At 66.0% G+C, this 10,323-nt stretch carries 12 protein-coding genes; 4 read left to right on the forward strand and 8 right to left on the reverse strand.

Annotated elements, in window-relative coordinates; all coding sequences use genetic code 11:
* The first annotated feature begins 269 nt into the window (after positions 1 to 269).
* Together fliR and ABIS05_RS16525 are read left to right on the forward strand one after the other, a co-directional pair.
* The gene (fliR, locus tag ABIS05_RS16520) at positions 270 to 1,034 is read left to right on the forward strand and encodes a flagellar biosynthetic protein FliR (RefSeq protein ID WP_348012168.1); all 765 of its coding nucleotides are present in this window, start codon (positions 270 to 272) and stop codon (positions 1,032 to 1,034) included.
* A gap of 115 nt (positions 1,035 to 1,149) precedes the next feature.
* Complete coding sequence (locus ABIS05_RS16525) at positions 1,150 to 1,554, forward strand: hypothetical protein (protein WP_348012169.1); 405 nt, start codon at positions 1,150 to 1,152, stop codon at positions 1,552 to 1,554.
* A 140-nt stretch (positions 1,555 to 1,694) separates the two neighbouring features.
* Here ABIS05_RS16525 and ABIS05_RS16530 read toward each other — a convergent pair whose 3' ends face one another.
* The 8 genes from ABIS05_RS16530 to ABIS05_RS16565 all read right to left on the reverse strand — a co-directional run bounded on the left by ABIS05_RS16530 (position 1,695) and on the right by ABIS05_RS16565 (position 9,089).
* Entirely contained in the window at positions 1,695 to 3,011 is a 1,317-nt protein-coding gene (locus ABIS05_RS16530; RefSeq protein WP_348012170.1) for an ABC transporter permease, read from the reverse strand.
* A gap of 159 nt (positions 3,012 to 3,170) precedes the next feature.
* The gene (locus tag ABIS05_RS16535; RefSeq protein WP_348012171.1) at positions 3,171 to 4,340 is read right to left on the reverse strand and encodes an ABC transporter permease; all 1,170 of its coding nucleotides are present in this window, start codon (positions 4,338 to 4,340) and stop codon (positions 3,171 to 3,173) included.
* Positions 4,341 to 4,349: 9 nt separating this feature from the next.
* A complete protein-coding gene (locus ABIS05_RS16540) occupies positions 4,350 to 5,048 on the reverse strand; it encodes an ABC transporter ATP-binding protein (RefSeq protein ID WP_348012172.1) in 699 nt (232 codons plus the stop codon).
* Complete coding sequence (locus tag ABIS05_RS16545; RefSeq protein WP_348012173.1) at positions 5,045 to 6,205, reverse strand: efflux RND transporter periplasmic adaptor subunit; 1,161 nt, start codon at positions 6,203 to 6,205, stop codon at positions 5,045 to 5,047. The genes ABIS05_RS16540 and ABIS05_RS16545 overlap by 4 nt, the downstream gene beginning before the upstream one ends.
* Before the next feature lie 391 nt (positions 6,206 to 6,596).
* Positions 6,597 to 6,887, reverse strand: a complete 291-nt coding sequence (locus ABIS05_RS16550; RefSeq protein WP_348012174.1) for a type II toxin-antitoxin system RelE/ParE family toxin — start codon at positions 6,885 to 6,887, stop codon at positions 6,597 to 6,599.
* On the reverse strand, positions 6,875 to 7,165 hold the full coding sequence (locus tag ABIS05_RS16555) for a ribbon-helix-helix protein, CopG family (RefSeq protein ID WP_348012175.1): 291 nt from the start codon (positions 7,163 to 7,165) through the stop codon (positions 6,875 to 6,877). The genes ABIS05_RS16550 and ABIS05_RS16555 overlap by 13 nt, the downstream gene beginning before the upstream one ends.
* 122 nt (positions 7,166 to 7,287) lie before the next feature.
* Positions 7,288 to 7,935 (reverse strand): response regulator transcription factor, encoded by a 648-nt coding sequence (locus ABIS05_RS16560; RefSeq protein WP_348012176.1) that lies wholly within the window; start codon positions 7,933 to 7,935, stop codon positions 7,288 to 7,290.
* Positions 7,932 to 9,089, reverse strand: coding sequence for a histidine kinase (locus ABIS05_RS16565; RefSeq protein ID WP_348012177.1), 1,158 nt, complete (start codon positions 9,087 to 9,089; stop codon positions 7,932 to 7,934). Before ABIS05_RS16565 ends, ABIS05_RS16560 begins: the two co-directional genes overlap by 4 nt.
* 199 nt (positions 9,090 to 9,288) lie before the next feature.
* Between ABIS05_RS16565 and ABIS05_RS16570 the strand changes: the two genes are divergently transcribed.
* Entirely contained in the window at positions 9,289 to 9,756 is a 468-nt protein-coding gene (locus tag ABIS05_RS16570; protein WP_348012178.1) for a hypothetical protein, read from the forward strand.
* Positions 9,757 to 9,811: 55 nt separating this feature from the next.
* Positions 9,812 to 10,174 carry a response regulator gene (locus ABIS05_RS16575; protein WP_348012179.1) on the forward strand — a complete coding sequence of 121 codons (363 nt, stop codon included), beginning with the start codon at positions 9,812 to 9,814 and terminating at the stop codon, positions 10,172 to 10,174.
* Positions 10,175 to 10,323: the final 149 nt, after the last annotated feature.

The following is a 10,323-nucleotide window of genomic DNA, read 5'->3' on the forward strand; positions in this document are numbered from 1 at the left end:
GGACAGCAGCGAGAGCGCAGCGGGTCGCGTATGGGCGCAATGGCGTCGATCGTTTTCGCGCGATGCACGTGACGCCATCGCACTCGTGTGCGGTTCAGAGCCTCTTCTTTGGTGACTTTCTTCTGGCTCCGCAGAAGAAAGTTACCCCGCCGCCGGGCGGGACTCCCGGCACCTTGCCGCGAACCCAAAGCGACGAAAGGCCCACCAAGGCTGGCACACAGTCAATGGGCCTCGCCAGCAACCCAAAGCAACGAGAGAACTAACCCCAAATGTTCTCCGTCACCGAAGCCCAACTGCTTGAGTGGCTCAACCCCCTCCTCTGGCCCTTCATCCGCACGCTGGCCCTGTTCGCCGGCATGCCCACCTTCAGCCAGCGCGCCGTGCCGCTGCGCCTGCGCGTCGGCCTGTCGCTCTTCATCGCCGTCGCGGCCCAGCCCTCGTTGCCGGCAATCCCGCCGACGCCGCTGGACTCGCTGCCCATGCTGACCTTGCTCGTCGCCCAGCAACTGCTGATCGGCCTGTCCATGGGCTTCGCCGTGCGCCTCGTGTTCGCGGCACTGGAGTTCGCGGGGGAATTGATCGGCCTGCAGATGGGCCTGAACTTCGCCGGCTTCTTCGACCCCAGCAGCGGCGCTCAGGGCACCGCCAGCGCACGCTTCTTCGGCAGCATGGTGGCCTTCCTGTTCATCGCCATCAACGGGCATCTGCTGCTCATCAATGCGCTGATTCAGAGCTTCCACAGCTTCCCCGTCGGCACCGAACCCTTCGCCTTCCTGCGCGCAACCATGCCGCACCGCTGGGGCGCGGAGATCTTCACCATCGGGCTGTGGATCGCGCTGCCGCTGATGACGATGCTGATGTTCGTCAACCTCGTGCTCGGCGTGATCTCGCGCGTCGCGCCGCAGATCGGCGTGTTCTCGGTCGGCTTCCCGCTGACCGTCAGCGTCGGCCTGATCGGCATGGTGGCGACGCTGCCGTTGATGCAGACGCCCTTCACGGTGGCGCTTGAGCGTCTGCTGGCCGCGTTCAGTTAGTTGCTGAAGGGCTGGCACCGACATCAGTCGGCTTAGCAGCGATAGCGGGCATACTTTTTGGCGTCAGGGCAGCGAGCCTGCCAGGGTCTCGATCGTTATCGCTAGGGTTGGTTCGATGAAGAACAATGGATCTGCACTGGGTGGCGCGCTCTTCGTGATGCTCTCCCTGATCGTCCTTTTTCTCCTCGGCGCGATGCTGTTGATATCCGGTCACAGTGCCCTCGAGGCCGGAGAGATTTCGGTCAGGTATGCCAGAAAAGGCACGTCGGTCTTGCTCCGTCCGGAGGCAAATCCCTGGTGGTTCTACGGCGAGGTGTGGGTCCGCCTGGTACTTGGGGCGCTATTGATGGCGGCTTGTGTAGCCGTGCCGATCATGATTTTGGTCATGTCGCCCGCGCGTAGAGCTGAGCGATTGCGGGCTGCGTCTCAAGTGGGACTGCGACCTTCACCCCGAGTGCCCTGGCCCATCGTGGGCGTTGTTATCGCTGGATTTGTAGCGTTTCTTGTTCTTGCGACCTGAGCGCAACGGAAGGCTGCTCTCAGCCTGAAGCCGACGCCCTTTGAGGCCATTGCCACCAGACGCTTCATCTTTTCCAAGCCGCCATCAAGGAAAGGGGCTGGTCACCGAAGTGCCTGCCCCCGCCCTTCATCCGTGCGGACTCACGCCTCCCGCAACGCCGTCGTCACCGGCACGCTGGCCGCGCGCACGGCCGGGAACAGCCCGCCGATGAAGCCGATGGCCAGCGCCCACTTGATGCCTTCCCACAGCAGGCCCGGCGACACGGCCAGGCTGAAGCTGAGCTTGCCGACCGAGCCGGCCGCCATCGTCGACGCCTCGAAGCCGTTGAACACCACGAAGGCCACCAGCCCGCCGACCAGGCCGCCGATGAGGGCCAGCAGCGTCGTCTCAAGCATCACCGCCACGACGACCGGCAGGCCACGGAAGCCGATCGCCCGCAGCGTGGCGATCTCGCGCGCTCGCGTCGCCACAGCGGCGAACATGGTGTTCAGCGCACCGAACACCGCGCCCACGGCCATGATGGAGCCGACCGTGATGCCGATGGCACGCAGGATCTTGGTCATCTGCTCGCTCTGCTTGGAGAAGAACTCCAGCGTCGTGACCGCCTTGACCTTGAGCTGCGGGTTCGCTTCGAGCGCGGCGCCGAAGGCCTTGATGGCCGCCGGGCTCTCCAGCTTGACCGTGGCCGAGTTGCGGCCGCCGCCGCGCCGATAGGTGTCGCTGACGACGTTGGCATCCGCCCAGAGTTCGGACTCCAGCGCATCCCCCGATGCAAAGATGCCGACGACTGTCCACGGCTGGTTGCCGAGCTTGAGCGTGGCGCCCACCGTCAGCCCCTCGAACTGGCGCACCGCGCCCTTGCCGACGACGAGTTCGCGCAGGCCAGGCTGGAAGGCCTTGCCCTCGACGATCTTGACGTTGGGCCGCACGGCGAAGGCGGATTCGCTGACACCGCGCACCTGGGCGCTGCCCGAATCGCCGGTCTTGCTGCCCCTGACCGGCAGGTTGGCCGCCACCACGATCTCGGCGGACACGATGGGCTCGCCCTTGGCGTTGCGGGCGACGCCGGGCGCCTGCTCGATTTGCAGCAGCTCTTCGCGGGTCAGCGAGGAGGACACCTCGTTGGCCGAGGCGCCGCGCATGACGATGGCCGTGTCCAGGCTGCCCGAGTTGCGCAGCGTCTGGGCATAGCCCTCGGCCATGGCCAGCAGCGACACCAACACGCCCACCACGCCGGCAATGCCCACGACGATGACGGCCGAGGAGCCCAGCCGCTGCGTCAGCGTGCTGATGCCTACCGCCGTGACCGAGCGGGCCTGCGCGCCGCTGCGGAACAGGAACATCCACAGCGCGAGCAGCACGGCAGCAGCAAGCGCGCCCTGCCAGGGCATCAGCACCCAGCCGACGAGCAGCACGACCATGAGGACGAAGAGTCCGAGGTTCTTGAGGAATTTCATGTGAGTTTTCCTGGTTCGCGGACGGAGCGGTATTCGGGCCGAGCGCAGGGCCGCCCCCAAGCCGGCCCGCACTGGCGATGTGCTTGCCGGTCGATCCGGCAAGCATCGCCGTCCCCTCGGGGGACCGGCCAAGGTACGCCTTGGACGAGGGGCGCCATTTCAGGCTCTCCCGGCGAGTGCATCGGTAATGTTGATGCGCATCGCGCGCATGGCCGGCAGCGCGCCGACGCCCAGGCCGAACAGCAGCGCCAGGCCGACGCCGATCAGCCAGCTCGTCAAGCCCGCTGCCGGCAGGTTGAACGCACCGCCGCTGCCCGCGCTGACGATGGGCCCGATGACGCTGGCCAGCGCCAGGCCGACGACGCCGCCGAGCAGCAGCAGCAGCACCGACTCGGCCAGCACCATGCCCAGCACGCTCTCACCCGAGAAGCCCAGCGTCTTGAGCACCGCGATCTCGCCGGTGCGCTCGCGCACCGCCTGCATCATGGTGTTGCCGGCCAGCAGCAACAGCGTGAAGAACACGGCGCCCATGATGGAGGTGACGATGAGGTTGATGTCGGCCACCTGCTTCATCCAGCCGGACATCGCGGCGGCTTCAGTCTGCGTGCGGGTCTCGTGGTCGGAATTGGCCGAGATCTCGTCGATGGCCTTGAGCACGCGGTCGGCCTGGTTGACGTCCTTTACACGCGTCACATACCAGCCCACCTGGCCCTGGTTCCAGGGTGTGGTGTCGTCGAAATACTTCCAGTTCAGCAGGAACATCTGGTCGTACCAGGCGCCGCTCTTCTTGTCGGCCACGTGGATGAGGCCGACGATCGTGAAGGGCCAGTTCTGGCTGCCGTTCTTGTCCGGGAAGATGGTGGATTGCATCGGCACCTGGTCGCCAACCTTCCAGCCGTACTTACGCGCCAGGCCTTCACCGACGATGGCGCCGTTCTTGGTCTCGGCGAAGGCCTCGCGGTGCGCGGCCGAGACTTGCATCTCCGGATAGATGTCCAGGTAGTTGGGTGACACGGCAAAGCTGAAGACTGCGTTCTCGGGCTTCTGGTAGGCGCCGCCGAACCAGTTGGCAAAGGCGACGTCCTTCACGCCGTCGACCTGCGTAATGCGCGCCGCCAGCGACATGGGCAGCAGCTGGATGAAGCTGAGCTTGGAGCCGGTCTGCAACCGTTGCGCACCGTTGGCGCTTTTCCCGGCCTGATCGAAGCCGACACGCACCGCGTCCAGCAGCCCGAACAGCAGGAAGGCCGTGACGATGGACACCAGGGTCAGGAAGGTCCGCAGCTTGCGCCGGAACAGCGCCGCCCAAATGAGGTGGAGGTATTTCATGGCGCGCCCTTAAGCCAGAGCCTCGGCGGCAGTGACGAGCGTGCCCTTGTCGAGGTGCAGCGTGTGGCTGGCGCGGGCTGCGGCGCGCGGGTCGTGGGTGACCATGACGATGGTCTTGCCGTGCTCGCGGTTCAGCGCCTGCAGCAGCGTCAGCACGTCCTCGGCGGACTGGCGATCCAGGTCGCCGGTGGGTTCGTCGCAGACCAGCAGCGTCGGGTCCGACACGATGGCCCGCGCGATGGACACGCGCTGCTGCTGGCCGCCGGACAGCTCCGTCGGCTTGTGCGAGGCGCGATCCGCCAGGCCGACGAGCTGCAGCGCGATGGACGCGCGCTTCTTGCGCTCGGCCGATGACAGCTTGGTCAGCAGCAGCGGCAACTCGACGTTCTTCTGCGCCGACAGCGTGGGCATCAGGTTGTAGAACTGGAAGACGAAGCCGACGCGCGACGCGCGCCATTTGGCGAGCGCTGCGCTGCCGAGCTTGTCGATGCGCTCGCCGCCCACGCTGATCGAGCCGCCGCTGGGCGCATCCAGGCCGCCCATCAGGTTGAGCAGCGTCGTCTTGCCCGAGCCGGACGGGCCCATCAGCGCGAGGAAGTCGCCCTGCTGGACGTCCAGGTCGATGTGGTGCAGCACCTCCAGCTTCTGCTTGCCGCGGGTGTAGACCTTGGACAGGTCGCGGACTTCGATCAAAGCGCTCATGCTCATTCCTTGTTCACGATGTTGGAACCATCTTTCAGCTCTGCCGGTGGCGAGACGACGACCGTCTCCCCTGACTTCACGCCCTCGGTGACCAGCCGGAACTTGCCAACCTCGTCACCCAACTTGACCAGCCGCCGCTGGGCCTTGCCGTCAGTCGCCACATAGACCACCGCATTGCCCTTGGCTGGTTCAAGCCCGTCTTCGATCCGGATGGCATCCGGCGGCACCAGCACACCGGGCACCGGCTTGGCATCCACCTTGGGCTTGGCCGCCAGAAAGCTCACGCGCACGCCCATGTCGGGCACCAGGCGCTCGTCCTTCTGCTCCAGCGCCACGCGCACCTTGACGGTCGCCTTGCCGCGGTCGGCGCTCGGGATGACGGCGACGACGTGGGCCGGGATCTTCCACTCCGGGTAGGCATCGAGCACCGCCTCGCAGGGCATGTCGGCCTTGACCTGGGCGATGTAGGCCTCGTTGACATCCACGTTCACTTCCAGCGAGTCCATGTCGACGATGGTGCCCACGCCGGTGCGCGTGAAGCCGCCGCCGGCGGACAGCGGCGAGATGATTTCGCCCACCTGCGCCGCACGCGCCGTGACAACGCCGTCGAACGGCGCCCGTACGGTGGCGTAGTCGAAGTTGACCTGGGCCTGGCGCACCTGGGCCTGGGCAGCCTCGATCTGGCGCCGCGCGGCCTCCAACTGGGCGACGTGGGTCTTCACGGACGTGGCCGCCTGCTCGCGGGACTGCCGCGTCGTCATGCCGCTGGCGGCGAGCTCGGCCTGGCGGCGCTCGTCGGCCTGCGCCTGCTCAAGCTGCGCCTGCAACTGGCCGAGGTTGGCCTCGGCCGTGCGCACCTGCGCCTGGGCTGCCGCCCTGCCCGCCTTCAGGCCGGTGTCGTCGAGCCGGGCCAGCACCTGGCCCTTCTTGACCTTGAAGCCCTCGTCGATCAGCACCTCGGTCAGCGTGCCGGTCATTTGGGCCGACACGGTGGCCATGCGGCGCGCCGTCACATAGCCGGTGGCCTGCAGCACGGCGTCGCTGCGGGCGCCCTGGCCGTTGGCGCGCGCGGTGGCGGTCTGCACCTCGACGGGCTTGTTGCCCGCCATGAACCACCAGGCCGCGCCGCCCGCCAGCGCCACGACGACGAGGCCGGCCAGCACGCCCCAGATCCACTTCGGCGGGCCGCCGCCAGGGTCCTCACGATGCGCGCCGTCGATGCGCAGCTCCTTCAGCAGTCCGGTGTCGATGACGCGCTCCTGATAGTTACGTCGGCCAAGTTTGGCGACGGAGCGGATTTTGCACAGACAAGGCTGTCAGCGGATCAGGGCTTTCGACGAACGGCGACCGGTGACGGTGAATAGACGCCGACGGGGATGAACGGTCGCTGCGGCGGCTGAAAGGCAGTCAGCCCATGCCCCGCACCGGCGAACCGCCGTGAGAGCGTGCAGCCGAGATTTGGCCGCCCCTCTGGGCTTCATCAAGCCACCGCCCTCTGTCAGGCGCTCGTGTAGACCCATTGGATGGCGCCGCACAAGACGCCTTGATTCGGCTTTAAATACCGACTTCGCTTTGATGCCGCACGGCCAGGAGAGTGACTGCGTGCGGATCGATGCGGTAGCGCACGACATAGCCGCTGTCGCCGAAATCGATGATCCATTCTCGAAACTCGTCGGGCATGTCCTCGACAGGACGACCAATGCCCGACTGCTGCCCGAGCACTTTCACCCCCAGACGGATCGCTTTCACCGCCCGCTGGGCTGCGTCAGGGCTCTTGGGTGCCAGGAAGCGATAAAGGCGCTGCACATCCAGCAGCCCCTGCCGTGACCAGATCAGACGTGGCATTCAGGTGGCTCGACGTCGTGGCCCTCTTCGAGCTGAGCCAGCCAGGCGTCGGCTTCAGGGGCGGTCACGTGCATGCCGGTGACGCGGTACTCATCCCATGCCTTGAGCGCATCCTGGCGAAAGGACTCCCGCTTCTCCTCCCGCTCGACGTATTGCGAGATGGCCTCTCGCATGATCCAGTGCGCCGTGCGCTGACGTGCATCAGCTAAGCGCTTGATCCGGAGCTTGGTGTCCTCGTCGATCTTGATCGCGACGGGGCGGACGGCGGCGGCTTCCATAAGGCCTCCAATAAGTATTTCCAGGTATTACCTTAGCATATTCAAGCTGTGGCCAGCAGCGCTCGTCGGGACGGGCCTGCGATCGCCTCGCCGCTGTTGAGGCAGCGGCAGTTCCTCCGAGCTCAGCTCGCCACCAGCCCGTTGCGGATCGCGTAGACCGTCAACTCGGAGTTGTTCGTCAGCCCGAGCTTCTCCAGCATGCGGGCGCGATAGACGCTGACCGTCTTGGGGCTGAGCATCAGCTCCTCGGCGATGTCCGACAGGCGCTTGCCCGACGCGATCATCACGAGCGTCTGCAGCTCGCGGTCCGACAGCTTGTGGTGGGCCTGCTCGGTGACGGGCGCCGTCAGGCTCTCGACCAGCATCTGCGCGATCTCGGGCGTCACGTACTTGCGGCCCTGGGCCACGGTGCGCACGGCCAGCACCAGCGTGGCCGGGTCGCCGCCCTTGTTGACGTAGCCGTAGGCACCGGCCTTCAGCGCGCGGATGGCGTACTGGTCTTCCGGGTACATCGAGACGATCAGCGTGCGCACGGCCGCGCCTTCGTCCTTCAGCACATGCAGCACGTCCAGGCCCGAGCGGCCCGGCATGTTGATGTCGAGCACCAGCACGTCGCAGGGGTTGTCCTTGCCGAGCTTGTGCAGCAGCCCACGCAACTCGGTGTAGTCGCCGGCCTCGCCGATGACCTCGATGTCCTCGGCATCGGCCAGCGTGTCGCGGATGCCGCGACGGATCAGGCCGTGGTCGTCGCAGAGGATGACCTTGATCATGCGCGGCCCCAGATGGAGTTGCCGAGGTCCTTGCCGAAGTCGGTCGCGTCGTCCAACGCGTCGATGGCGTCGGGCTCCAGCGGCACGGTCAGGATGAGGCTGGTGCCTTTGCCCGGCGTGCTGGAAAGGTCCACCCACCCACCCACGGTAGCCGCTCGCTCGTGCAGCCCGCGGATGCCGAAGGAGCGCTCCTTGGCCAGCTCGCCCGCCGCGACGCCGCGGCCGTTGTCGCAGATCTCCAGCGTCAGCACGCCGGAGTCCAGGCTGAGCTCGATCCCGACCTTGGTGGCCTGTGAATGCTTGGACACATTGGTCAGCGCCTCCTGGGCGGTTCGGTAGGCCACCAGCGGCACGCCGGGCGGCAAAGCCAGGCGCTCGTCACCGAGGCGCAGGCCGGCCTCGATGCCGGTGCGCCGCTCGAAGCGTGCCGTCATCCACTGCAGCGCGGCCACCAGGCCCTGCTCCAGGATAGCGGGGCGCAGGTTGTGCATGATGCGCTGGCTGGCATCAATGGCCGAGCTGACCGTCTCCAGCGCCGCCGCGACGCGCTGGCGCACCTCGGGCTCCTGGGCATGGCGGTCGATCCAAGCGAGGTCGAACTTCAGCGCCGTGAGGGACCCGCCGACGTCGTCATGGATCTCGCGCGCGATGGCCGCACGCTCCAGTTCGACGCTGGTCTGCAGATGGCCGGCCAGTTGGTGCAGGCGCTGCTTGGAGCGCAGCAACTCGTCGTCCGACGAACGGCGGGCACGCTCGCTGTCGACGGCGTCGATGGCGTTCAGCAGCGCCGGCGCCAACCGGGCCAGGTTGTTCTTCAGCAGATAGTCGGAAGCGCCATTGCGCATCGCGGCCACGGCGGCGTCCTCGCCAATCTCGCCGGAGACGAGCAGGAAAGGCGTCAGCAACTGCCGCTCCTTCACGGCCTCCAGCACCTCCAGGCCCGTATAGCCCGGCAGGTTGAAGTCCGAGATGATGGCGTCCCACGGGCGTTCCAGCGCCGCCAGCACCGCCGGCAGTGCGTCCAGCCTTTGCATCTCGATGCGCAACCCAGCGCGCGAAAGCTGCGCGAGGATGAGTTGGTGGTCGAGGTCAGAGTCCTCGACATGCAGCACGCGCAGGACGCGGCCGACCTGCTCCACACCAGAAGTCGTCATGGGGCAGCAGTATGCCGTGGCCATGCCCGCCGGCCGGGCGCCCATACTCAACGCGTTCAGACCGGTAATACGGCTCGTTCTCACATCATCTCCAGGTCGACAGGCGCTGGAAATCAGGTGAACATGCCATGATGCATTCGCCCTGATTGAATACCCAGGGCCATCGGAATAAGAAGCGGCATCCCCTCGCGGAGACACGATGCAGATAGAAACCTCCAACGCAGCAGAACTAGACGGAGCCCTGGCCGCCATGCCCCTGCTGGCGGCTGCGGAGCTGCAGGATCACCTCATGACGGTGACCCACGACCTCGAGCGTCTGCAGCGCCTGCTCGACGATGCAGGCGAGGCCTTGTCCACCCATTTCTACAGCGCCTCCAACGAGGCGATGTCGCTGCTCAGCAGCAGCGACGGCACACCCGCCTCGGCGGGGCTGAAACAAATCATGCAGGACATCGCCGGTGCCATCACCGCGCTGCAATTCCAGGACATGGCGACACAGTTGATCGCCCACACCAGCCAGCGCCTGCGCAATTGCTCAGATCAGCTGGCACGCGACACCTTCGGCATGGATGACGAAGACGGCGCAGCCGTCGTCGAGACCGCCCCGCTGCGACCGAACCCGGTCACGCAGGACGAGATGGACGCCGGCTCCATCGAACTATTCTGAATCCCGCAGTTCAATTCGGCCCCCCAGGCAAAACGTTCTCTCGGAGAAAACTCAAATGCACTCAATCCTTGCTGTCGACGACTCGGCCTCGATGCGCCAGATGGTGGCCTTCACGCTCAAGAACGCCGGCTTCAACGTGGTGGAAGCAGTCGACGGACAGGATGCCTGGGAGAAATCCGGCACGCGCGATTTCGACCTCGTGCTGACCGACCAGAACATGCCGCGCATGGACGGCATCAGCCTGACCAAGAAGCTGCGTGAGAACCCGAAGTTCAAGACCACGCCCATCCTGATCCTGACCACCGAGTCGAGCGACTCGATGAAGCAGGCGGGTCGAGCTGCCGGTGCTACCGGCTGGCTGGTCAAGCCTTTTGATCCGGCCAAGCTGATCGAGGTGATCGGCAAGGTCATCCGCTGAAGTCCGCTCAGGAGTAACAGCTATGGGTGACATGACGACCGAAGGCGCCAGCATCAGTGCTGGCATCGACCTCAGCCAGTTCTACCAGGTCTTCTTCGAAGAAGCCGGCGAGAACCTCGACAACATGGAGCGGTTGCTGCTCAATGTGA

Source organism: Roseateles sp., from assembly GCF_039929605.1.
In the GTDB taxonomy this organism is placed as follows: domain Bacteria; phylum Pseudomonadota; class Gammaproteobacteria; order Burkholderiales; family Burkholderiaceae_C; genus Pelomonas.

Coding starts and splice junctions, on each gene's coding strand:
- ABIS05_RS16575 (WP_348012179.1), top strand. CDS start 9,812: ATGCACTCAATCCTTGCTGTCGACGACTCGGCCTCGATGCGCCAGATG.
- ABIS05_RS16555 (WP_348012175.1), bottom strand. CDS start 7,165: ATGGAAGCCGCCGCCGTCCGCCCCGTCGCGATCAAGATCGACGAGGAC.
- fliR (WP_348012168.1), top strand. CDS start 270: ATGTTCTCCGTCACCGAAGCCCAACTGCTTGAGTGGCTCAACCCCCTC.
- ABIS05_RS16560 (WP_348012176.1), bottom strand. CDS start 7,935: ATGATCAAGGTCATCCTCTGCGACGACCACGGCCTGATCCGTCGCGGC.
- ABIS05_RS16535 (WP_348012171.1), bottom strand. CDS start 4,340: ATGAAATACCTCCACCTCATTTGGGCGGCGCTGTTCCGGCGCAAGCTG.
- ABIS05_RS16530 (WP_348012170.1), bottom strand. CDS start 3,011: ATGAAATTCCTCAAGAACCTCGGACTCTTCGTCCTCATGGTCGTGCTG.
- ABIS05_RS16570 (WP_348012178.1), top strand. CDS start 9,289: ATGCAGATAGAAACCTCCAACGCAGCAGAACTAGACGGAGCCCTGGCC.
- ABIS05_RS16565 (WP_348012177.1), bottom strand. CDS start 9,089: ATGACGACTTCTGGTGTGGAGCAGGTCGGCCGCGTCCTGCGCGTGCTG.
- ABIS05_RS16550 (WP_348012174.1), bottom strand. CDS start 6,887: ATGCCACGTCTGATCTGGTCACGGCAGGGGCTGCTGGATGTGCAGCGC.
- ABIS05_RS16525 (WP_348012169.1), top strand. CDS start 1,150: ATGAAGAACAATGGATCTGCACTGGGTGGCGCGCTCTTCGTGATGCTC.
- ABIS05_RS16540 (WP_348012172.1), bottom strand. CDS start 5,048: ATGAGCATGAGCGCTTTGATCGAAGTCCGCGACCTGTCCAAGGTCTAC.